The sequence below is a fragment of the Chelativorans petroleitrophicus genome (genome assembly GCF_025398195.1).
In the GTDB taxonomy this organism is placed as follows: domain Bacteria; phylum Pseudomonadota; class Alphaproteobacteria; order Rhizobiales; family Rhizobiaceae; genus Chelativorans; species Chelativorans petroleitrophicus.
The window spans coordinates 112,982-135,849 of record NZ_JAODNV010000001.1; the positions used below are offsets into that span (position 1 = coordinate 112,982).

The window sequence follows — 22,868 nt, forward strand, 5'->3', positions numbered from 1 at the left end:
CCGCTCAAACCGTGTTGGTGGCAAGCGGCTTATGGGATTGCGGCCGCCCTTCCGCGGCGTTCACGATCATGTCGGTGACCACCGGCGTTCGGTTGAACAGGTGTCCGCCAAGTGCGTCCGAGATGGCGCAGATCAACGCCGAGGAGGCCGCTCCTTCCAAAGGCTCTCCGATACCCTTCGTGCCGAGCGGGCTCTGGGTATCCGGCTGATCGACGGCATCCCAGCTCATCTTCAGCGGCACATCGAGGTAGGATTTCGGCTTGGACTGGTACAGCGCCTGTGCGTTCGGCCGGCCGTATTGCGGATCGTAGACATGACGCTCCGACGTGGCGAGGCCGAAACCCATGACCGCGCCGCCGCGCACCTGAGCGGCGAGGCCCATCGGGTGGATCACCGTGCCGCAATCGGCAACACCGTGATAGTCGAGGATCTCGACCTTTCCAGTCTCGACATCCACATCCACCTCGATGAAGGCGGCTGCGAGCGCCGGCACCGTCGCATCCTTGGGCAGGTTGTCCTTGGCAACGCCGATCAGGCCCGTTCCGGCGATCGCTCTGGCGGAGGCCTGCGTCATGGGATGGATGTCTTCCGGCAGCTCGTGACCGTCATACCGGCCGCCCATCTCGATCGCCTTTTGCGCCGCCTCGGCGAAGGACATGCCGACGCTGGGATCGGACGTCTTCACCACCCGTTCGTCCTTGAGCTCATACTCCTCCGCGGTTCCGCCAAGGGTCGCGGCGGCAATTTCCTTGAGCTTATGCGCGGCATCCATGGCGGCGACATAGTTGGTGCGTGCCATGGTGAAGTTGGTGTTTGAGCCGAACTGGCCGAGATTCCAGGGCAGATGCTTGGTCGTGCCGCCATATTCCAGAACCACCCGCTCCCAATCGTAGCCTAGCACCTCCGCCGCGATCCGCGAGGTGGAGGCGTAGGAGTAGGTGCCCAGATTGCCAACGCCGGTATGCACGTGCAGAAGGCCGTCGGGCGTGATCCGGACCAGACCGTCGAACCCGTTGGAGCCCGCGGTGTGATAGGCCTGTCCGATGCCGTAGCCGCGCACCTTCGATCCGTTGCGCATTCCGGACTGTTTCGACCGCTCGACCCAGTTGAAGGCCTCGGCACCCTTCTGCAGGGCCTCCCGCAGATAGGCGGAGGTTACCTCTCCCTGTTCAGGCCCGTACTTTGCACCGACTCCGCCGCCGGGCGCATTGGCAAGCCTGAGCGCCAGCCGGTCGATGCCAAGTTCGCGCGCGGCCTTGTCGAGAAGCGGCTCGAACATGTTTGCCGCCTGGTTCTCGCCCGGCCCGCGCTGCGCGCCCTTGGAGACGGTGTTGGTGAGCACCGGGATGGCTCGGAAGCGGATCGATTCGGGCTGGAAGATGATGACCGCTGACGAGCCGACATTGTTGAAATCGGGGAAGCCCGACGTGGCGCCGAGATCCTGCACGACATAGATGTCCGCCGCGAGCATGCGGCCTTCCTTGCTGAAGCCGAGCTTCGCCCATCCCTGGAAGCCGGCGCGCGCGGAGCCGTTGTTGTACTCCTCTTTGCGGCTCACCCGCAGCAGGCATGGCCGCCCGTTCAGCTTGCGCGAGACGAGCGCCGGCAGCGCCATCAACGGGTAGGCCGCGGCCTTGCCGCCGAAACCGCCGCCGCAATACTCCGAGATCAGCACCAGTTCGGAGGGCTCGATGCCTATGAGATTGGCGAGGCCCGGCTGGGCGAAGGCGGTGGACTGGGTGGAGCCCCAGACGTAGCACTTCCCGCCCTCCCAATAGGCGGCCGCCGAGCGCGGCTCCAGGGCATGGTGGGCGTTGGAGGCATGCACGAAGCTTTCCTCCACGATGACGGCGGACTTGGCAAAGCCCTCCTCGATATCGCCGAAGCTCCATTCCACCGGCGCCTTGCCCTTAGGAAGCGTGTCGTCGCCGGCCAGCGCGAAGTCGCGGCCCGACCATTTGAGCTCCTGGAACTCGATGCCTGCGCCGGCGACATTGATGCCGCTCACCGCATTGGGCCCATCCGGCTGCAGGCTGTGCAGCGGATCGACAACGAAGGGCAGGAGCTCCATGTCGACACGAACCGCCGCTATGGCATCGGCAGCGGCCTGTTCCGTCTCCGCGGCGATCGCCAGGATCGGCTGCCCGAAATGGGTGGGTTCGTTGCTGAGGATCGGCAGGCCGACGGGCGTGTCGGGATGCTTCACCTCCTCAGGCAGAAGGGCGGTCAGGAAGCCCGGCACCTTTTCCGCCTCGCTGAGATCGATGCTTCTTACCTTGCCGTGGGGCATGGGCGAGCCGTAGAATTTGACATGCGCCATGCCATCGGCGCGGAAATCCTCGGCATAGGTTGCAGCGCCGGTCACCTTGGCTTCGAGGTCCGGCGGAATGAAATTCTTACCGATCAGTTTGTAGGCCATGGCTTCAGACCCTCTCTGAGGCTTTCATGACGCCGCGCAGATAATGGTCGTAGGCTCCGCACCGGCAGAGATTGCCGGACATTGCGAGGCGCGCCTCCTCGATTGTTGGTTTGGGGTTCCGGTTCAGCAGCGCCACCGCGCTGACGACCTGGCCCGGCGTACAGAAGCCGCATTGCGGGGCAAGCTCCTCGATGAAAGCCTGCTGCACGGGATGCAGCGTGCCGTCCTCTCCAGCGATGCCCTCGATCGTGGTGATCTCGCTGTCGCGCACGCGGTGCGTAAGCGTCGAGCAGGAATAGATCGTGATTCCGTCGGCAATCACAGTGCAGGCTCCGCATTCGGCCTGGTTGCAGCCGATCTTGGTGCCGGTCAGGCCGAGCCTGTAGCGCAGCGTGGTCGCCAGGGTCTCGTTCGGCGCGACCTCGATGCTGTGGGTTCGCCCGTTGACGGTGAGGCGCACGAGCCGCTCGACGGCGCGTGTGTCGGCCCGGGCGGGTGTCGTTCCGGAGAACAGGTAGGACGAGCCGCCGATCACGACGCCTGAACAGGCGACGCCGCGCAGGAAATTGCGCCGGGACATGTGCAGCGGCCGCCATGACGGCGTTTCCGCTCCACCGGCCTCATTCGCACGGCCGGTGTATTTCGGTCGTGGTGCCGGACCCGGCACGTAATCGACCGACGGATCGTAGGGTCCGTAGGTTTGCATGTTGCCTCCTCCCGATCATCGCGCCCGCCATGACGAGCCCTCCCGATGGAAGATCACGATGATGTGTTGTCCTCACAACATTGGAAGACTAGACTTTTGTTCTACAAGTTGCAACATCCAATACATCCATCGCGGGAAGAACACATTTATGTGATAGTAATATTTTCCTGATGGGGCGAGAGGCAGGACTTGGGGTTTTCTAAAACTGGACTTGCGGTTTCAACTTTTTGCTTGGCTGCGTGCTTTCTGGACTCCGTGCCAAGTCTGGCGGACCGTCACTGTCTGCCTGCGCTGAACGCCTATTACGGCGCGCGCTACGCGCTCCACGATGAATCCGCTGCCTGTGTGCCGGCGCTGGAACAGGCGCTTGAAGCGCTGCGCTCAGCGGTCGATCATGCGAATGTGTGCGGGTGCGGGCAGCTTGTCGAAACGATAAAGCCCCTCATAGAGGACCCTGAGGGCGGCGAAGCGGGGTGCCGCAGGCGTGCGGCGGAGATTCTCGGCCAGAGCGAGCGGGTGAAGGCCCTGGTAGACGCCTGCAATCATTGATCTGTGGCCTGATGCGCGTCGGCGAGCGGCTGCGGCCGGAGTTGGTGGCTTGACTTAGAGTCTCCGATCGAAGGGCGGCAGCCTCAGCCGCATACGCGTGGACGGATGCCGTGAACGGCCTTGCCCATGCGTCTTTTCCTGCTAATAGTTGCGCCCGCGCGCGGGCGTTGAATTCATTCCCCCTCTCACCGGAAAAGACCATGGCGAAGCACAGTGACGTGAAAAAGGTCGTTCTGGCCTACTCGGGCGGCCTCGACACTTCGATCATCCTGAAATGGCTGCAGACGGAACTAGGTGCGGAGGTGGTGACCTTCACCGCCGATCTCGGCCAAGGTGAGGAGCTGGAACCCGCGCGCAAGAAGGCCGAGATGCTTGGCATCAAGGAGATCTATATCGAGGATCTGCGCGAGGAGTTCGTGCGCGACTTCGTCTTCCCGATGTTCCGCGCCAACGCGCTCTATGAGGGCGTCTATCTGCTCGGCACCTCCATCGCCCGCCCGCTGATCGCAAAAAGGCTGGTGGAAATCGCAGCCGAAACGGGGGCCGATGCTATTGCGCACGGCGCCACCGGCAAGGGCAACGATCAGGTGCGCTTCGAGCTTTCCGCCTATGCGCTCAATCCTGACATCAAGGTGATTGCGCCCTGGCGCGACTGGTCCTTCAAGTCGCGGACGGACCTTCTGAACTTCGCCCGCGAGCACCAGATACCGGTGCCTAAGGACAAGCAGGGCGAGGCCCCCTTCTCAGTGGACGCCAACCTGCTTCACTCCTCTTCTGAGGGCAAGGTGCTGGAGGACCCGTGGGCGGAGCCACCCGAATATGTGCACCAGCGCACCGTCTCGCCCATGGATGCGCCCGACCGCGTCACGGAAATCACCATCGGCTTCAAGCGGGGCGACGCCGTGTCGCTGAACGGCGAGCCGAGGTCGCCCGCTACGCTTCTTGCGGCGCTCAATGATCTCGGCCGGGACAACGGCATTGGCCGCGTCGATCTGGTGGAGAACCGCTTTGTGGGCATGAAGTCGCGTGGTGTTTATGAAACGCCGGGCGGTACCATTCTTCTCGTCGCTCATCGGGCGATCGAATCGATCACGCTCGACCGCGGCGCGGCGCATCTGAAGGATGAGCTGATGCCGCGCTATGCCGAGCTCATCTACAACGGCTTCTGGTTCTCGCCGGAGCGGGAGATGCTGCAGGCGCTCATCGACAAGAGCCAGGAGGACGTCGAGGGCGAAGTGCGGCTAAAGCTCTACAAGGGCAATGTGGTCGTCACCGGTCGCCGCTCCGACAAGTCGCTCTATTCGGACGCGCTCGTCACCTTCGAGGACGACCGCGGTGCCTACGACCAGAAGGACGCGGAGGGCTTCATCCGGCTCAACGCCCTGCGGCTCCGGACGCTGGCGGCGAGGCGGCGGAAAGGCTGACCCTTACCTGTCGATTTCGCGGCCGATGATGGCAATCGCCTGCTGATAGACGCTGGCCGCGTTCCAGCCCTGGAGAGCGGCGAAATTGGGCTCGCCGGGCTGGTAACCCGCACCGGGAATCCAGCCGTGCGCCCTCAAGAAATTCGCGGTGGATGCCAGCGCGTCGGCGACGGAGCCGATCATGTCGATCCGCCCGTCCCCGTCTCCGTCCGCGCCATATCTGAGTGCGTTGCCCGGCAGGAACTGCGTTTGGCCGATCTCGCCATGGGCCGCACCCATGGCGGAGGGGTCCAGCATGCCGCGATCGACGAGTTCGAGGGCGGCATAAAGATGCCCCGTGAAGAATTCCGTCCGGCGGCAGTCATAGGCGAGCGTGGCGACGGCCGATAGGATGTGCTGATTGCCCAGAAATCCTCCAAAGCCGGTCTCCATTCCCCAGATCGCAAGGAGCGGACCGGGCGGCACGCCATAGCGCGCCTCGATGGTAGCCAGCAGCGCGGCGTGGCGTTTCTTCATGCTCTTGCCGCGCGAGATGATGGCGTTGGCGCCGCGCTTCTTCATGAAGCTGTCGAGCGTCAGCTTGAAGCTCTTCTGCCCGCGGTCGGCGGCGATGGTCTTGCGGGCGTAGGTGGTGCGTGACAGGGCATCCAGTGCCCGTGGCCCCACGCCGTTTGCCGCCGCCTCCTGGATGAAGCGCGCCTTCCAACTCTCAAAGCCGCCCGCATCGCTGCCGCATGGGGCGGCGAGGGCCGAACCTGCCATGGAAAGAACGGCGAATATGGCTGCCGCAAGCTGCGGCGCCCGATATTCGGGTTTCATGCAATACTCCTTGAAGGATGGCTTCAAATCCGCCGCAAGTCTGCCAGTCATTGGGGTCGCTGTCACGTTTGCAGACAAGAGGTTGAAAAAAGGTAAGACAGCAGCCTTGGAACGAAAGAAGTACCTCTTTGGTTTCTCTCGCGATGCGAAAGAAACTGAGGAGATTAGATATGAAGGCGTTCGCGTTGAAGGGTGCTGTTGCTGCTCTTGCGCTGGCTTCGTTCACCGGCCTTGCAGCCGCGCAGGTCACCGCCATGGCGACGACAGATCTCAACATCCGTTCTGGTCCGGGACCACAATATCCGGTGGTCGGGCTGATCGAGAGTTCGCAGGAGACGACCATTCAGGGCTGTCTCGAAGGCAGCAAATGGTGCCAGGTCAGCCACGCTGGCATCGAAGGCTGGGCCTATTCGGATTATCTGGCCGCAACGATCGGAAGCGAGACTATCGTGCTAACCGAGCGCCCGGTCGAAGCGGTGCCAACCGTCACCTATGAAACGACCGCCAGCACCGATACGGATGCGGACGGCGCATTGGCCGGCGCCACCTCCGGCGCGGTGGCGGGCGCCATCATAGGCGGCCCCGCAGGCGCGGCCATCGGTGCGGGCGTAGGTGCCGTGGCCGGCGGCGCGGCCGATATGATCACCCCTCCGCAGGAGGTGGTGTCCTATGTCGAGACCAACCGTGTCGAGCCGGTCTATCTGGAAGGCGAGGTCGTCGTCGGCGCGGCGCTGCCTGAGACGGTGGAGGTGCGCGAAATTCCCGATTATGAGTACCGGTACGTTTATGTGAACGGTCAGCCGGTGCTGGTCGAGCCTGAGACACGCCGCATCGTCTATGTGGTGCGCCAGTAGACAAACATGCCGTCAGGGGCGGCTCGGCAGGGAACATCTTGCCAGACCGCCCCTATATCCAAGCGGCTTGGTTCTAATAAGCCTTGCAATTGGTTGATGAAGGTGGTTGGGGTTTTTGTCCGGACAAGCCGACAGTTTTCTTGCCTCGTGGGCTGAATGGAACTATATAGCGCCCATCCCTAACATTGGTGGTTCTTACCACCGCCCGCGCCGGGGAACGCGGGCGAGAACAGGATTATTTCGCAATGGCCCACACGCTTCTTATGCCCAAGGCAACTGCCGTTTGGCTGGTGGACAACACGGCGCTGACCTTCGATCAGATCGCCGAGTTCTGCAAGCTCCACCCGCTGGAGGTGCGTGCAATTGCCGACGGCGACGCCGCCCAGGGCATTAAGGGCATGGACCCGGTGATCACCGGGCAGTTGACCCGCGAAGAGATCGCGCGCGGCGAGGCGGATCCGAACTACCGGCTGAAGCTTTCGGAGCCGAAGGTGCGCGTGCCTGAGACCCGGCGAAAGGGTCCGCGCTACACCCCTCTGTCCAAGCGGCAGGACCGTCCGAACGCCATTCTCTGGCTCGTGCGCAACCATCCGGAGTTGAAGGATGCGCAGATTTCGCGGCTCGTCGGCACGACGAAATCGACCATCGAGCAGATCCGCAACCGCACTCACTGGAATTCGGCCAATCTGGTGCCGATGGACCCGGTGACCCTCGGGCTCTGCTCGCAGATTGATCTGGACATGGAGGTGAGTCGTGCGGCCCGCCATGCGCCGCCTCCGCCTCCTTCCGGTGATACTCTGCTGCCTGCGAGCGAGACGGAAAAGCTGCCGGTCGATGAGAATGCGGGAGGCGAGGAGCAGGAAGAGAAGGAGCTCGACGCCGACGCGGTTTTCGCGAAGCTCTCTTCCTTGAAGTCCAATCGTGATGAGGACGGGCAGGAGTAACCTGCCCGCCTGTCTCGGGCCGGCGATGCCTCAGGCACTAGCCATAGTGGCAGCCAGCGGTTCTGGTCGTGGGGGAGCAGCAAGCGGATGGTCGCTCTTATGCCTGCCTATGTGACCTTGGCGCTTGCGATCATCTTCGAGGTGATCGGAACCAGCGCGATGAAGGCCTCGGAGGGCTTTACCCGTCCCGGCCCGACGCTGATTGTTGCTCTCGGCTACGGCCTGGCTTTTCTGCTCCTATCGCAGGTTCTGGATCGCGTACCCGTGGGCATCGCCTATGCCATCTGGTCGGGCGGCGGGATCGTGCTGATCGCCATCGCCGCCTGGGTGGTCTACGGCCAGCGGCCCGATCTCGCCGGCTTTATCGGGATGGGCCTGATCATCGCCGGCGTGCTGATTCTCAATCTGCTGTCGAAAACCAACGTTCATTAGGCCGCGCGTCCTGTCTGGGCGGCTTTGGTCGGAGAGTGTATCAGCGGCAGTAGCTCACGCGCTGCCCGCCATCATAGGGCCGCACCAGCGCGCGGGCGAGCAGGCTCTCAGCCACGGGCTCTTCCTCAGCTGTCGTCACATCGGCCAGAACCCGTCCAAAATACTTGTCGCCGCTGATATTGCGGATCTTTACCGTTCCGCCGCCAATGAGTGCTTCGAGCGCGGCGCGTGACATCTGCGCGGCCGCTTTCTCGGCGGCGCAGCGGCTTTTCACCTCTGGCGCGTCCACGCCGCGAATGCGGACACTCACCGTGATCGTCTGTCCCGGCCAGATATGAGCCGTGGCCACGAAGGTGTCGCCGTCGATCACCCGCACGACCTCCGCTTCCACCGGACCGGGAAGCATGTCTCTTGCCAGAACGCATGGGGCGCCGGCCACGAGGGCGGCGATCCCGGAAAGCAGGAACAGAGGTGACAGAATCGGCGACAGCATTTCTTAGGATAATATTCCTATATAGCCGTAGAAGTCAATGAACCGTGTAGCTCGCGCACCTGCGATTTGGGACATCGGATGGAACAGCTTCGCCTCCCCGTCCGTTATCCAATTCGACAACGCGCGTACAAGACGCGAAACCCACGACGCCGTCGCACATGGCCCTCCTCCCGGCGTGAGCGGCGGCAGGAGGCAGACAGATGAGAAAGCCCAAGAGAGCCGTTCTCGGCCTGACGGCGCTTGCCGCCATTCTGCTTTTCACCGGCGCGGAACGCGCGACCACTCAGAGCAATGTGTGCGCGCCTCGCGATGATTTGATCGCTCAGCTTGGAAATCAGTTCAACGAGAGGCAGAAGGCCGTCGGTCTCCTCGGAGAGCAGGCGGTCATGGAAGTGTTTGCGTCCGAGCAAGGCACCTGGACCATTCTTACCACCGACACCAATGGGACAAGCTGCATCGTGGCCGCCGGCGACGGTTGGGACGATACCTTCGCGGAGCTGGTGGGCGAGGGAGTCTAGCCGGATTTTGGCGATGGACGGATTGTTTTTTACACGGTTCCGGACAGAAAACCGTTGTCCGGTTTCGTGGAATAGCGCCTTAAGCGCGGGCGGCAGCCTCGGCATAATCCTTGAGGAGCCTCATTAGGGCGCCCGCCTCGCGTGCAGCGCTTTCGGCATCCAGCTCCAGGATGGCGCGGATGAGGCGCACATGCTGTTCAGCCGCGAGGGCGAGACCTGAGCCCGCGTGATAGCGGAACCAGAAACGGCGGCTGTGGGTCTGAAGAGGTGCGGCGAGCCGAGCGGCAAAGGGATTGTCCGCTGCCTCGGCCAGGGTTTCGTCCAGAAGCTTGTCCGCATCGAGAAAGGCAAGCGGGCTGTTTTTCACCACCGCCTGTTCCATCCGTATGGCCGCTTCGCGGAAGCGGCGGGCAATCGGGCCGGTCGCGAATCGGGCCGCCGAGCGCGCCAGCAAAATTTCCACACCTTCCCTTGCGTCGATCACCTTCGGCCAGTCGGCCCGGTCTAAAGGCGCGATCACGAGCCCGGCTCGGGGGCGTATTTCGATCAGCCCTTCCCAGGCAAGGCGCTGTATGGCTTCGCGCACCGGCGTGCGGCCGAGACGGATCTTTTCAATCAGGGCACCTTCGGTGGTGATCGCCCCGGGCGGCAGATCGAGCGTGACCACCATACGCTCCAGCATATGGTAGGCGCGTACCGCCGCAGGTTGGGACGCTTTGGAAACACCCTTCATCTGGCCCCCAAGTTGATGTATCACTGATATATCACAACCGTTGCTCGATTGACAGAAGACGAGCCTGAGCGTCATAAACACTCTAATATATCATAGGAGATTTAGTGATGTGGAGCGGCATCTTACCGGCGGTTACCACGAAATTTACGACCGAAGACACGCTCGACCATGCGGAGATGGAGCGCTGCTTCGGACTGCTGATAGAGGCGGGCTGCGATGGGCTGATTGTCTGCGGGTCGCTGGGCGAGGGGCCGATGCTGTCCCATGATGAAAAGCTGGCCGTGCTCAAGACGGCACGCTCCGTTGCCGGTAAGAAGCCGGTGCTGCTCACCATCAACGAGGCGACGACGCGCGATGCGACGTCCCTTGCCCGGCGGGCGGCCGATGCCGGGGTCGATGGGCTGATGGTGGTGCCGAGTCTGGTCTATCACACGAACGAGCGTGAGACCGTTGACACCCTGAAGGCGGTGGCGCAGGCAGGCGGCTTGCCGATTATGGTCTACTCCAACCGTCTTGCTTACCGTGTCGATGTCACCGTGCCGATCATGGAGGAGCTAGCAAAGGACGACCTGTTCGTCGCGGTCAAGGAATCCTGCGGCGACATCCGCCGTACCACCGAAATCATCAATGCCTTCGGCAACCGCTTCGCGGTGCTGACCGGCGTCGACAACATGGCCTTCGAGGCGCTTGCCGCGGGCGCAGTCGGCTGGGTGGCGGGTCTCGTGACGGCTTTTCCGCGCGAGACGGTGGCCATATACCGGCTGATGAAGGCCGGCCGCTGGGAGGAGGCGCGCGCGATCCACCGCTGGTTTCGGCCGCTGCTCGATCTGGACGTTTCGACCTATCTTGTGCAGAACATAAAGCTGGCCGAGGTGATCGAGATCGGCTCCAACGACCGTGTGCGCCTGCCGCGCCAGCCGCTCGCGGGAGAGCTGCGAGCGCATGTGGAGAAGATCATCAGGGACGCGATCGCCAGCCGGCCGAAACTTCCCTTGGTTTGACGGGAGCATTCGGTGGCGGGGAGGAATGTGGCGCAAGGTGCCGAAGTCGCCATCATCGGCGGCGGGATCATCGGTATTGCCGCAGCGGCCTACCTTGCCGAGGCGGGCCGCGACGTGTTGGTGCTGGACCGGTCCGGCATCTGTGAGGAAACGAGCTCCGGCAATGCCGGGGCGTTTGCCTTTTCGGACATCTTGCCGCTGGCCCACAAGGACGTGCTATCGGAGGTGCCCCGCTGGCTGGGCGATCCGCTTGGACCGCTCGCCGTTCCTCCGGCCTATTTGCCGCGCCTCCTGCCGTGGCTCTGGCGTTTCTGGCGGGCCGGGCGGCCGTCCGCCTTCGAATCCGCTGTTGCTGCGCAAGCTTCAATGATGACGCTTGCTGAGCGCGAATGGATGGGGCTCATTGCGCGCATGGGTGCCCGGCACATGCTGCGAGAGGATGGCTGTCTCGAACTCTACGAGAGCGAGGCCGAGTTTGAGGCCGCGCAGGAAGGCTGGAAGCTGCGCCGGCGCTTTCACATCCCCTTCCGGCACCTGGAAAAGCATGAGATTGCCGAATACCAGCCGGGCCTGTCCGATCGCTTCGTGCGGGCAACCTTCGTGCCGGTGTGGAAGACGGTGTCCGACCCGCAGCGCATGGGCCAGGCGGTATGGACGCATGCGGAAACCCACGGCGCGCGCTTCATGCCGGCGGAGGTGACCGCCGTGCGGCGGGAGGCTGGCGAGATTGCCATTCACCTCGCCAGCGGTGAAAGGTTCGCCTGCACTTTTCTCGTCATAGCGGCCGGCGCGTGGTCGCGGCGGTTCGCGGCCGCGTTCGGTGATCGTGTGCCACTCGAGACGGAGCGGGGCTACAACACCACCCTGCCGCTCGGCGCCTTTGACGTGAAGCGGCAGCTCATTTTCCCGCGTCATGGCTTCGTCATCACGCCGCTGGAAACGGGGCTTCGCGTCGGCGGGGCCGTTGAGCTTGGCGGCTTGAAGCGGCCGCCCAATTATGCCCGCTCGCGCGCCATGCTGGAGAAGGCCGCCCGTTTCCTTCCGGGCCTGAAGACCGAGGGCGGGCGCCATTGGATGGGATACCGGCCCTCGCTGCCCGATTCGCTGCCGGTGATCGGGCGTGCCCGGAACGACCCTCGCGCTATCTATGCCTTCGGCCACGGCCACCTGGGACTCACCCAAGCGGCGGCCGCTGGCCGCCTGGTGCGCGATCTCGTGCAGGATCGGGCGCCGCCGATCGATCTGAAACCCTTTCGCCCCGGACGCTTTCGCGGAGACTGACCATGAGACACGCCTTCTTCTGCATCGACGGGCACACCTGCGGAAATCCCGTGCGGCTGATCGCCGGCGGCGGGCCGAAGCTGTCGGGCAATACCATGCTCGAACGGCGCGCCCACTTCCTGGCCGAGTATGACTGGATCCGCCGCGGGCTTATGTTCGAGCCGCGCGGCCACGACATGATGTCGGGCTCTCTCCTCTATCCGGCGACGCGAGAGGATTGCGACATCGGCGTCCTCTACATCGAGACCAGCGGATGCCTGCCCATGTGCGGCCACGGCACCATCGGCACGGTGACATTCGCCATTGAGCACGGGCTTGTGCGGCCAAGCACGCCGGGCGTGCTGCGCCTCGACACGCCAGCGGGCCTGGTCACGGCCGAGTACCGGCAGGAGGGCGACTATGTGGAGGAAGTGCGTCTGACCAACATTCCGTCCTTCCTCTATGCGACCGACCTTGAGGTGGAATGTCCCGGGCTCGGACCGCTAAAGGTGGATGTCGCCTATGGCGGTAATTTCTATGCCATCATCGAGCCGCAGGATAACTATCGCGACATGGCCGATTACAGCGCCGCCGATCTGGTGCGCTGGAGCCTGGTCCTGCGCGAGCGGCTGAACGCGGTGCAGGAATTCGTCCACCCCGAGCAGCACTCGATCCGCGGGCTCACCCATATTCTCTGGACCGGCGCGCCGACAAAGCCGGAGGCGCACGGCCGCAACGCCGTCTTCTACGGCGAAAAGGCTATAGACCGTTCGCCCTGCGGTACGGGAACCTCCGCGCGCATGGCGCAGCTTCATGCCAAGGGCAAGCTGAAGGCGGGGGATCCCTTTGTGCACGAATCCATCATCGGTTCGCTTTTCCATGGCCGCGTGGAACGGGAGGTGCAGGTGGCGGGCCGCCCCGCTATCATTCCCTCCATCGGCGGCTGGGCGCGCGTGACCGGCCTCAACACCATCTTTATCGACGATCGCGATCCCTTTGCGCACGGTTTTACGGTGCGGTAGACCGCCATGTTGCGCGGGGGCTGTTTGCAAGATTATGGCGCGGTGACGGGGATGTTAAAAAATTTCTTCGAATGCGCCCGAAAAATCTGGTTTTTAAGGCAAGGACATTGCAGAGTGCGGATGCTAGCTTCCGCACCTGCAAACCTTGGGGAGGAAGCGGTAGAATAAGGCTGGCGGATGGCGGGACTTACCCGCCGCTACGACCGGTCAGGGGGAAGCAACAACAAGGGCGCGCCGCCAAGGCGACGTCCGTGGGGAGTGTTATATAATATGGACTATTTCCTCCAGCAGCTTATCAACGGGCTGACGCTGGGCTCCATCTATGGCCTGATCGCCATTGGCTATACGATGGTGTACGGCATCATTGGCATGATCAATTTCGCACACGGCGATATTTTTATGATCGGCGCGTTCATATCGCTGGCCGTGTTTTTAGCGCTTACCACTGTTTTGGGTTTCGCCTTCCTGCCGGTGGTGCTGCTCATCGTCCTCATTGTCGCGATGCTGTTCACCTCGGCCTGGGGATGGACGGTGGAACGTCTCGCCTATCGGCCGCTCCGGGGCTCGTTCCGACTGGCACCGCTGATCACGGCGATCGGCATGTCCATTGTGCTCCAGAACTTCGTTCAGATCACGCAGGGCGCGCGCGTGAAGCCGCTGCCGCCGCAGATTCAGGGCGGCATCACGCTGATGGAAGGCTCGACCCAGGTCGGCGACATCGTGGTGCGGCTCTCCTACATGCAGATCATCATCATCGTGACCACGCTCGTCCTGATGACGGTGTTTACGCTGCTGATCACGCGCACCCCTTTGGGCCGCGCCCAGCGCGCCTGCGAGCAGGACCGCAAGATGGCCGCGCTTCTCGGCGTTGACGTGGACCGTACCATTTCGCTCACCTTCGTCATGGGTGCGGCGCTTGCCGCCGTGGCGGGATTCATGTTCCTGCTCCTGTACGGAGTGATCGATTTCTACATCGGGTTTCTGGCGGGCATTAAGGCGTTCACCGCCGCAGTGCTCGGCGGTATCGGCTCGCTTCCGGGCGCCATGCTCGGCGGGCTGCTGATCGGTCTGATCGAGGTCTTCTGGTCCGGCTACTTCTCGGTCGAATACAAGGATGTGGCCGCCTTCTCGATCCTCGCCATCGTTCTCATCTTCCTGCCCTCCGGCCTCCTCGGTAAACCTGAAGTGGAGAAGGTGTGATGGCTAGCCCCGAAGCAAGCATCCCCGCATCCGTTCAGAAGCCCATGGGCGCGCAGGGCCGCGCGGCCGCTCCGGGCGGTGCCCGGTCGGGCGCAGGTGAGGGCGGGCTGGCAGGCTCGCTGCGCGATGCCGCACTCGCCGCCTTTCTTGCAGGCGTCCTCGGTTTCTTCTTCATCGGCCTTAGGGCCGACATTGCTCCCGGAGGGCTAGATCTGAGGGCGCGCTGGGGCGCCTGGATCGTTTCCATCCTCGTCGTGTTCGTTGGCAGGCTGGCGCTCAATCTGTTCGTCTTCAGAACGTCGAAGCCTGTCACGAAGACCATTGGCGCGCGCCTGACAGGCCTCAGCGATGCGGTTCCCGGATTGGGCAAGTGGCTCACGCGGGCGCTGCTCGTCTTCGCGCTGGTGCTGCCGTTCGTCGTGACCACCTTCTTCTCCTCGCGCGACAGGCAGATCATCGACCTGGCCATCCTCATCATGACCTACGTCATGCTGGGTTGGGGGCTGAACATCGTCGTCGGGCTCGCCGGGCTGCTCGATCTGGGTTACGTCGCCTTCTACGCCGTCGGGGCCTACTCCTTCGCGCTTCTGGCGACGCATTTCGAGTTCATCGGCTTCTGGACGGCTCTGCCGCTCGCGGGGCTGCTGGCCGCCATGTGGGGCATTATTCTGGGCTTCCCGGTGTTGCGGCTGCGCGGCGATTATCTGGCCATCGTCACCCTTGCCTTCGGTGAGATCATCCGCGTCGTGCTGCTCAATTGGTATGAGTTCACCGGCGGGCCGAACGGCATTTCGGGCATTCCGAAGCCGACCTTCTTCGGCCTGGAGCTGTCGCGCGGGGACGACGGGATGGCAGCGTTCTTCGGCTTCGAGTACGATCCGATCCAGCGCTTCATCTACCTTTATTACATCATCCTCCTTTTGGCACTGATCACGAACCTAGTGACCATCCGCTTAAGGAAGCTGCCGATCGGGCGCGCCTGGGAAGCCATGCGCGAGGACGAGATCGCCTGCCGGTCGCTTGGCATCAATACCCGCAACACAAAGCTGACGGCGTTCGCCATCGGCGCGATGTTCGGCGGCTTTGCGGGGTCGTTCTTCGCCACGCGACAGGGCTTCATCTCGCCTGAAAGCTTCACCTTCCTGGAATCGGCGATCATCCTGGCGATAGTGGTGCTGGGCGGGCTCGGCTCGCAGATCGGCGTCGTGGTGGCCGCTGTGGTGATGATCGGCGGCATGGAGCTGCTGCGCAATCTCGACTTTCTCACCTACATCTTCGGCCCGGATTTCGACCCGGTGCGGTACCGCATGCTGATTTTCGGTCTGGCGATGGTGTTCATCATGGTCTGGAAGCCGCGGGGACTGGTCGCCACGCGCGAGCCTTCGGCCGTGCTGAAGGAGAAGAAGCGAATTGGCGCCGATATGGTCGCGCAGGGTGAGGGCCACTGATGACGACGGAACCGAAACTTTCCGCCGGCGCAGCCACTCCGCGCTGGCAAGCTGATCCAATCCTTTCGGTCGAGCGCCTGACTATGCGCTTTGGCGGCCTCGTGGCGGTGGGGGACGTGTCCTTCGATGTCGGCCGCGGTGACATCACCGCGCTCATCGGTCCGAATGGGGCGGGCAAAACCACCGTATTCAACTGCGTCACCGGCTTCTACAAGCCGACGGAGGGCCGCATCGTGATGCGGCACGGCGCCGGGCGGCAGGACGAGACGGTGCGTCAGCTGACCGACAGCGGCCTACGCTGGAAGAAGGAGGGCGATTCCGGAGTGTTCCTTCTGGAACGGATGCCCGACTACGAAATCGCCAGCAAGGCCAGGGTGGCCCGCACCTTCCAGAACATCCGCCTGTTCGGCGGCATGACGGTGCTCGAGAACCTGCTGGTCGCCCAGCACAACCCGCTTGTGGTGGCTTCCGGCTTCACCTTCGGCGGAATTCTGGGACTGCCGAGCTATCGCAAGTCGGAAAGGGAGGCGATCGACAAGGCGGTCTATTGGCTGGAGCGGACGCAGCTGGTGGATCGCGCCGACGATCCCGCGGCTGATCTGCCCTATGGGGCGCAGCGCCGGTTGGAGATCGCCCGCGCGATGTGCACAGATCCGCACCTTCTGTGCCTTGACGAGCCCGCGGCCGGCCTCAATCCGCGTGAATCGGCCGATCTCAATGCCCTCCTTAAGTTCATCCGTGACGAGCACAAGACATCGGTGCTCCTCATCGAGCACGATATGGGCGTGGTCATGGAGATTTCAGACCACATCATCGTGCTGGATTACGGCGTCAAGATTTCTGACGGCGATGCCGAGAGCGTGAAGACCGACCCCAAGGTCATCGCCGCCTATCTCGGCGTCGAGGAGGAAGAGGATATCGACGTGCCGGAGGTGCTGGAGGACGTGGTCGAGACCATCGGCGAGGTGGCGGTCGGCTCGCTACAGCCTGACGCGAAGGGCGAAAACAGGGGAGGCGACAAATGAGCGAGGCCGAAACCCTGCTCTCGGTCAGCGGCGTCGAAACCTATTACGGCAAGATCGTTGCTCTGCGCGGCGTGGATCTGGAGGTCCGCCGCGGCGAGATCGTCGCTATGATCGGTGCCAACGGCGCAGGCAAGTCGACCCTGATGATGACCATCTGCGGCAGTCCGCAGGCCCGCCGCGGGCGGATCGTCTACGACGGCACGGACATCACGCAGATGCCGACGCACGAGATCATGCGGCTCGGCATCGCGCAGTCTCCGGAGGGCAGGCGCATTTTCCCGCGCATGACCGTTATGGAAAACCTCCAGATGGGGGCTGCGCTCATCGACCCGAAGTATTTCGAAGACAATCTGAAGCGAGTCTTCGATCTGTTCCCCCGGCTCAAGGAGAGGCTGCATCAGCGCGGCGGCACCCTGTCGGGCGGCGAACAGCAGATGCTGGCCATCGGACGGGCGCTGATGAGCCGGCCGAAGCTTCTTCTCCTAGACGAGCCGTCGCTCGGCCTGGCGCCTCTAGTCGTCAAGCAGATCTTCGATGCCATCCGTGAGCTCAACGAGAATGAAGGGCTGACCGTGTTCCTGGTGGAGCAGAACGCTTTCCACGCCCTGAAGCTCGCCCATCGCGGCTATGTGATGGTCAACGGCAACATCACAATGAGCGGAACGGGAATGGAATTGCTGAAACGCGAGGAAGTACGGGCGGCCTATCTGGAAGGCGGGAGGCACTGATGGAGAAGGCGAATGCGCTCTTTTGGGAAGTTTCCTGGTGGGAATTCCTGCTCGTTACAGCCATTCTGGCGGGAGGCGCCGCTTATCTGACCGGGCGGGCCGTTGCCCGCGCTTGGCAGTCGAACCTGCAGCTGGTCTACTACATCATCCTTTTGGCTGCGGCGACGCGCTTTATCCACTTCGCGCTGTTCAGGGGGACGCTCCTGTCGCTCCATTATTATGTGGTCGATTTCGGGGTGCTGCTGGTGATCGCCTTCCTGGGCAACCGGATCACGCGCGCCCGGCAGATGGCGACTCAGTACAGCTTTCTCTATGCGAGAGCGGGGCTTCTGGGATGGAAAGCACGGGGATGACCCCGTTTACCGATATGCGGCACAAGCCTTTATTTTATTCCAGATTTAGGCTTTCATGCCGCCTAAGCGGGAAAAATCCCGCGCTGGCGTAACCGGAAAGCAGAACACCATTTCCGGAACGCGGTGGAACCTCTGGTGTTTAGGGAGAAGTCATGAAGAAGACACTGTTGGCCGGTGCCGCGCTGAGCCTGGTAATGACCGGTTCGGCATGGGCGGAAATCGTCATCGCAACGGCGGGCCCGATGACCGGGCAATACGCCTCTTTCGGTGCGCAGATGCAGGCCGGGGCCGAGCAGGCGGTTGAAGACATCAATGCCGCCGGCGGCGTGTTGGGTGAACAGCTCCGCCTGGTGGTGGGTGACGATGCGTGCGACCCGCGGCAGGCGGTGGCGGTTGCCAACCAGTTCGCGGGCGAAGGCGTGGTGTTCGTTGCTGGCCATTTCTGCTCCGGCTCCTCGATCCCTGCCTCGAATGTCTACGCCGACGAGGAGATTATTCAGATTTCGCCGGCTTCGACGAACCCGGCCTTTACCGAAGAGCGTCCCGGCCCCGGAATTTTCCGCACCTGCGGCCGCGATGACCAGCAGGGCGATGTCGCGGGCAGGTTCCTGGCGGAGAACTTCCCCGACGCGAAGATCGCGTTCATTCACGACAAGACCGCCTACGGCAAGGGTCTGGCGGATGCCACCATGGCGGTTTATGAGGCTGCGGGCGGCACGCCGGCTCTCTATGAGGCCTATACGGCGGGCGAAAAGGACTACACCGCCCTCGTTTCCAAGCTGAAGCAGGAAGGAATCGACGTTCTCTATGTGGGCGGCTACCACACGGAAGCCGGCCTTATCATGCGCCAGATGCGCGAGCAGGGCATGGACACGATCCTGGTGTCCGGCGACGCGCTGGTGACGGATGAATATTGGGCCATCACGGGCGAGGCCGGCGAGGGCACGCTGATGACCTTCTCACCTGACCCGCGCAAGAATGAGATCGCCAAACCGGTGGTTGACAAGCTCCTGGCAGCGGGCAGGACGGCCGAAGGATATGCGCTCTATACCTATGCCTCGGTCCAGGCGTGGGCGCAGGCGGTCGAGGCGGCTGGCAGCACCGATTTCGACGCCGTCGTGAAGGCTCTCAACGAGGGCACCTTTCAGACCGTTCTTGGCGAGCTGGAATTCAACGAGACGGGTGACGTCAACCTGCCGGGCTACGTCTTCTACGAGTGGCGTGACGGCAAGTACGACTACCTTGAGCAGTAATTCTTAGGCTCGACGCTTCAATAACGGCCCGGCATGGCATGATGCCGGGCCGTTTGTACATTTTGACGCATGCACCATTTGCGCCCGGGTGGGCCGCATTGTATCAGGTGGCGGGGGCCGAAATCCCCGCGCCTGACCCCGGCAGTTCTGGTGGCCGAGCGCGGTTCACGCCATGGCCCCGCCCTTCAGCCGGAGCATGCCTGTGCAGATAAAGAAGCTTCTCGTCGCAAACCGATCGGAGATCGCCATCCGTGTTTTCCGGGCCGCAAATGAGCTCGGCATCAAGACGGTCGCCATCTGGGCGGAGGAGGACAAATATTCGCTGCACCGCTTCAAGGCGGATGAATCCTATCAGGTCGGGCGCGGCCCACATCTGGAGCGCGACCTCGGCCCGATCGAGAGCTATCTCTCGATCGACGAGGTGATTCGCGTCGCGAAACTCTCAGGTGCCGACGCCATTCACCCAGGCTATGGCCTGCTTTCGGAAAGCCCTGAATTCGCCGAGGCGTGCGCCCAAAACGGCATCCTTTTCATCGGCCCCAGCCCCGAGACCATGCGCAGGCTAGGCAACAAGGTGGCGGCGCGCAACCTGGCCGTCGACGTCGGCGTGCCTGTCGTGCCGGCCACGCCACCCTTGCCGGACGATATGGATGAGGTGGCCCGCATGGCCGGGGAGATCGGCTTTCCCCTCATGCTTAAGGCCTCCTGGGGCGGCGGCGGTCGTGGCATGCGCGTCATTCGCAGGGCCGAGGACCTTAAGCGCGAGGTGACGGAGGCCAAGCGCGAAGCAAGGGCCGCCTTCGGCAAGGACGAAGTTTATCTTGAAAAGCTGGTCGAGCGCGCCCGCCATGTCGAGGTGCAGGTGCTGGGCGACAAGCACGGCAATGTGGTGCACCTGTTCGAGCGTGACTGCTCCATCCAGCGGCGCAATCAGAAGGTGGTAGAACGCGCGCCCGCACCATATCTGGACGACGCCAAGCGCGAAGAACTGTGCGGCTATGCGCTGAAGATCGCTAGTGCCACCAATTATGTGGGGGCTGGCACCGTCGAGTTCCTGATGGATGCCGACACAGGCGCGTTCTACTTCATCGAGGTCAATCCGCGCATTCAGGTGGAGCACACGGTGACTGAGGAGGTCACCGGCATCGACATCGTCAAGGCGCAGATACGCCTGCTGGAGGGCGAGAAGATCGGCGATCCGCGGTCCGGCGTGCCGGCGCAGGCCGATATCAGGCTGAATGGTCATGCCCTCCAGTGCCGCATTACGACGGAGGACCCGGAGCAGAACTTCATCCCCGACTATGGCCGCATCACGGCCTATCGCGGAGCCACCGGCTTCGGCATCCGCCTGGATGGGGGCACGGCCTATTCAGGTGCCGTAATCACCCGCTTCTACGACCCGCTTCTGGAGAAGGTGACCGCCTGGGCGCCCACGGCGGAAGAAGCGATCGCCCGCATGGACCGCGCCCTACGCGAATTCCGCATCCGCGGCGTGGCAACCAATCTCACCTTCCTGGAAGCCATCATCGGGCATCCCGAATTCCGCAACGCCACCTATACCACTCGCTTCATCGACTCCACGCCGGAGTTGTTCGCACAGGTAAAGCGGAGGGATCGGGCGACGAAGCTGCTCAACTACCTGGCCGACGTGACGGTGAACGGCCATCCGGAAACGCGCGACAGGCAGCGCCCGAAAGCGGAGGCCGCGCCGCCGCGCGTGCCCTATATCAACGCGCCCGTGGTCGATGGCACGAAGCAGCTTCTGGACCGGCTGGGGCCAGAGGGTTTCGCCAAATGGATGCGCGCCGAAACACGCCTGCTCGTGACGGACACGACCATGCGGGACGGGCATCAGTCGCTGCTTGCCACGCGCATGCGCACCTATGACATCGCGCGGATTGCGAACACCTATGCGCGCGCGCTGCCGGGGCTTTTCTCACTCGAATGCTGGGGCGGAGCCACCTTCGACGTTTCCATGCGCTTTCTGATGGAAGATCCTTGGGAGCGGCTGGCGCTCATCCGGGAGGGCGCGCCGAACCTGCTTCTGCAGATGCTGCTGCGCGGCGCCAACGGTGTGGGCTACACCAACTATCCTGACAATGTGGTGCGCTATTTCGTGAAGCAGGCGGCGGCCGGCGGCATTGACCTTTTCCGCGTGTTCGATTGCCTGAACTGGGTGGAGAACATGCGCGTCGCCATGGATGCCGTCCTCGAGGAGGGAAAGCTGTGCGAGGCGGCGATCTGCTACACGGGCGACATCCTCGATCCGAGCCGTCCGAAATACAGTCTCGAATATTATGTGAAGCTCGTAAAGGAACTCGAGGCGGCTGGCGCGCACATTATCGCCATCAAGGATATGGCCGGGCTCCTGAAGCCTGCCGCTGCGCGCGTGCTTTTTACGGCGCTGCGCGAGGAGACGGACCTACCGATCCATTTCCACACGCACGACACGTCGGGCATTTCCGCCGCCACGGTGCTGGCGGCTGCGGAAAGCGGCGTGGATGCGGTGGACGCGGCCATGGACGCGCTTTCCGGAAACACATCGCAGCCCTGCCTAGGATCCATCGTCGAGGCGCTGAAGGAAGATGCGCGCGACACAGGACTTGATACGGAGTGGGTGCGGCGGATTTCCTTCTACTGGGAGGCGGTGCGCAACCAGTACGCCGCCTTCGAGAGCGATCTCAAGGGCCCCGCTTCGGAGGTCTATCTGCATGAAATGCCGGGCGGGCAGTTCACCAATCTGAAGGAGCAGGCCCGAGCGCTCGGGCTGGAGATGCGCTGGCACGAGGTCGCGCGCGCTTATCACGACGTGAACATGATGTTCGGCGACATCGTGAAGGTTACGCCTTCGTCCAAGGTGGTGGGCGATATGGCCCTCATGATGGTGAGCCAGGATCTTTCCATCGCCGAGGTTGAGGATCCCGATAAGGACATCGCCTTTCCCGAATCGGTGGTTTCGATGCTAAGGGGCGATCTTGGCCAGCCGCCCGGCGGCTGGCCGGAGGCGCTGCAGAAGAAGGTGCTCAAGGGCGAGAAGCCGATCACCGTTCGTCCCGGCTCGCTCCTGCCGCTGGCCGACCTGGAGGCCGACCGCAAGGAGCTGGAGGAAAAGCTTGGCCGCAAGGTGAGCGACTTCGAGTTCGCGTCCTGGCTCATGTATCCTAAGGTCTTCCTGGATTTCGCCTCTGCCACGGCGACTTACGGACCCGTCAGCGCGCTGCCGACCCCGGTCTTTTTCTACGGGATGGAGCAGCAGGACGAGATTTTCGTCGATATCGAGCGCGGCAAGACGCTAGTCATCCGCTGCCTCGCCGTGGGCGAGCCGGACGACAAGGGCATGGTGACGATCTTCTTCGAGCTGAACGGCCAGCCTCGGAGGGTCAAGGTTCCGGACCGGCTGCGGGGCGCATCCGCGCTCGTCGTGCGCCGCAAGGCCGAGGCCGGCAACAGCGCACATATCGGCGCTCCAATGCCAGGCGTGGTGTCGTCCGTGGCGGTGTCTGCAGGCCAGGCCGTGAAAGCAGGAGACGTGCTCCTTTCTATCGAAGCCATGAAGATGGAAACGGCGCTCCACGCCGAGCGCGACGGAACCGTTGCGGAGGTGCTGGTGAAAGCGGGCGACCAGATCGATGCGAAGGATCTGCTTCTGGTCCTGCAAAGCGGCTGAAACTGGCCTATGACGGCCCT

The 22,868-nt window shown here is 63.1% G+C and carries 21 protein-coding genes; 16 read left to right on the top strand and 5 right to left on the bottom strand.

All coding sequences use genetic code 11. From position 1 onward, the window contains the following. Positions 1-4: 4 nt before the first annotated feature. Positions 5-2,419 (bottom strand): xanthine dehydrogenase family protein molybdopterin-binding subunit, encoded by a 2,415-nt coding sequence (locus tag NYR54_RS00605; RefSeq protein ID WP_261513418.1) that lies wholly within the window; start codon positions 2,417-2,419, stop codon positions 5-7. A 4-nt stretch (positions 2,420-2,423) separates the two neighbouring features. Further along, positions 2,424-3,125: a (2Fe-2S)-binding protein gene (locus NYR54_RS00610; protein WP_341484269.1), complete on the bottom strand. Its 702-nt coding sequence runs from the start codon at positions 3,123-3,125 to the stop codon at positions 2,424-2,426. Between the two features lie 255 nt (positions 3,126-3,380). On the opposite strand from NYR54_RS00610, the gene NYR54_RS00620 reads away from it, so the two are divergent. Together NYR54_RS00620 and NYR54_RS00625 are read left to right on the top strand one after the other, a co-directional pair. Further along, positions 3,381-3,674, top strand: a complete 294-nt coding sequence (locus NYR54_RS00620; protein ID WP_261513420.1) for a hypothetical protein — start codon at positions 3,381-3,383, stop codon at positions 3,672-3,674. Between the two features lie 200 nt (positions 3,675-3,874). Next, complete coding sequence (locus NYR54_RS00625; protein ID WP_261513421.1) at positions 3,875-5,098, top strand: argininosuccinate synthase; 1,224 nt, start codon at positions 3,875-3,877, stop codon at positions 5,096-5,098. A gap of 3 nt (positions 5,099-5,101) precedes the next feature. On the opposite strand, the gene NYR54_RS00630 is transcribed toward NYR54_RS00625, so the two are convergent. Continuing rightward, positions 5,102-5,917, bottom strand: coding sequence for a lytic murein transglycosylase (locus tag NYR54_RS00630; protein ID WP_261513422.1), 816 nt, complete (start codon positions 5,915-5,917; stop codon positions 5,102-5,104). 170 nt (positions 5,918-6,087) lie between these two features. Between NYR54_RS00630 and NYR54_RS00635 the strand changes: the two genes are divergently transcribed. From NYR54_RS00635 to NYR54_RS00645, 3 genes are all read left to right on the top strand, one after another. Next, positions 6,088-6,771 carry a DUF1236 domain-containing protein gene (locus NYR54_RS00635; protein ID WP_261513423.1) on the top strand — a complete coding sequence of 228 codons (684 nt, stop codon included), beginning with the start codon at positions 6,088-6,090 and terminating at the stop codon, positions 6,769-6,771. A gap of 245 nt (positions 6,772-7,016) precedes the next feature. Further along, complete coding sequence (locus tag NYR54_RS00640; protein WP_261513424.1) at positions 7,017-7,715, top strand: DUF1013 domain-containing protein; 699 nt, start codon at positions 7,017-7,019, stop codon at positions 7,713-7,715. An 87-nt stretch (positions 7,716-7,802) separates the two neighbouring features. After that, positions 7,803-8,147, top strand: a complete 345-nt coding sequence (locus NYR54_RS00645; RefSeq protein ID WP_479877958.1) for a DMT family transporter — start codon at positions 7,803-7,805, stop codon at positions 8,145-8,147. Between the two features lie 40 nt (positions 8,148-8,187). Here NYR54_RS00645 and NYR54_RS00650 read toward each other — a convergent pair whose 3' ends face one another. Continuing rightward, positions 8,188-8,640, bottom strand: coding sequence for a thermonuclease family protein (locus NYR54_RS00650; protein WP_261513425.1), 453 nt, complete (start codon positions 8,638-8,640; stop codon positions 8,188-8,190). 200 nt (positions 8,641-8,840) lie between these two features. Here NYR54_RS00650 and NYR54_RS00655 point away from each other — a divergent pair, with 200 nt between their 5' ends. Further along, entirely contained in the window at positions 8,841-9,158 is a 318-nt protein-coding gene (locus NYR54_RS00655; protein ID WP_261513426.1) for a hypothetical protein, read from the top strand. A gap of 79 nt (positions 9,159-9,237) precedes the next feature. On the opposite strand, the gene NYR54_RS00660 is transcribed toward NYR54_RS00655, so the two are convergent. Beyond that, a complete protein-coding gene (locus NYR54_RS00660) occupies positions 9,238-9,891 on the bottom strand; it encodes a GntR family transcriptional regulator (RefSeq protein ID WP_261513428.1) in 654 nt (217 codons plus the stop codon). A 107-nt stretch (positions 9,892-9,998) separates the two neighbouring features. Between NYR54_RS00660 and NYR54_RS00665 the strand changes: the two genes are divergently transcribed. The 10 genes from NYR54_RS00665 (at position 9,999) to pyc (ending at position 22,848) form a co-directional block, all read left to right on the top strand. Further along, positions 9,999-10,892: a dihydrodipicolinate synthase family protein gene (locus tag NYR54_RS00665; RefSeq protein WP_261513429.1), complete on the top strand. Its 894-nt coding sequence runs from the start codon at positions 9,999-10,001 to the stop codon at positions 10,890-10,892. 12 nt (positions 10,893-10,904) lie between these two features. Beyond that, the gene (locus tag NYR54_RS00670) at positions 10,905-12,173 is read left to right on the top strand and encodes an NAD(P)/FAD-dependent oxidoreductase (protein ID WP_261513430.1); all 1,269 of its coding nucleotides are present in this window, start codon (positions 10,905-10,907) and stop codon (positions 12,171-12,173) included. Positions 12,174-12,175: 2 nt separating this feature from the next. After that, positions 12,176-13,174: a 4-hydroxyproline epimerase gene (locus tag NYR54_RS00675; RefSeq protein WP_261513431.1), complete on the top strand. Its 999-nt coding sequence runs from the start codon at positions 12,176-12,178 to the stop codon at positions 13,172-13,174. A gap of 270 nt (positions 13,175-13,444) precedes the next feature. Next, a complete protein-coding gene (locus NYR54_RS00680) occupies positions 13,445-14,374 on the top strand; it encodes an ABC transporter permease subunit (RefSeq protein ID WP_261513432.1) in 930 nt (309 codons plus the stop codon). Continuing rightward, positions 14,374-15,822 (top strand): high-affinity branched-chain amino acid ABC transporter permease LivM, encoded by a 1,449-nt coding sequence (livM, locus tag NYR54_RS00685; RefSeq protein WP_261513433.1) that lies wholly within the window; start codon positions 14,374-14,376, stop codon positions 15,820-15,822. The genes NYR54_RS00680 and livM overlap by 1 nt, the downstream gene beginning before the upstream one ends. After that, positions 15,822-16,847 (top strand): ABC transporter ATP-binding protein, encoded by a 1,026-nt coding sequence (locus NYR54_RS00690; RefSeq protein WP_261513434.1) that lies wholly within the window; start codon positions 15,822-15,824, stop codon positions 16,845-16,847. Before livM ends, NYR54_RS00690 begins: the two co-directional genes overlap by 1 nt. Then, positions 16,844-17,575: an ABC transporter ATP-binding protein gene (locus NYR54_RS00695; protein ID WP_261513435.1), complete on the top strand. Its 732-nt coding sequence runs from the start codon at positions 16,844-16,846 to the stop codon at positions 17,573-17,575. Before NYR54_RS00690 ends, NYR54_RS00695 begins: the two co-directional genes overlap by 4 nt. Continuing rightward, positions 17,575-17,928 (top strand): DUF6867 family protein, encoded by a 354-nt coding sequence (locus NYR54_RS00700; protein WP_261513436.1) that lies wholly within the window; start codon positions 17,575-17,577, stop codon positions 17,926-17,928. The genes NYR54_RS00695 and NYR54_RS00700 overlap by 1 nt, the downstream gene beginning before the upstream one ends. Before the next feature lie 152 nt (positions 17,929-18,080). Continuing rightward, on the top strand, positions 18,081-19,181 hold the full coding sequence (locus NYR54_RS00705; RefSeq protein WP_261513437.1) for a branched-chain amino acid ABC transporter substrate-binding protein: 1,101 nt from the start codon (positions 18,081-18,083) through the stop codon (positions 19,179-19,181). A gap of 202 nt (positions 19,182-19,383) precedes the next feature. Beyond that, complete coding sequence (gene pyc, locus NYR54_RS00710; RefSeq protein ID WP_261513438.1) at positions 19,384-22,848, top strand: pyruvate carboxylase; 3,465 nt, start codon at positions 19,384-19,386, stop codon at positions 22,846-22,848. Positions 22,849-22,868 lie beyond the last annotated feature (20 nt).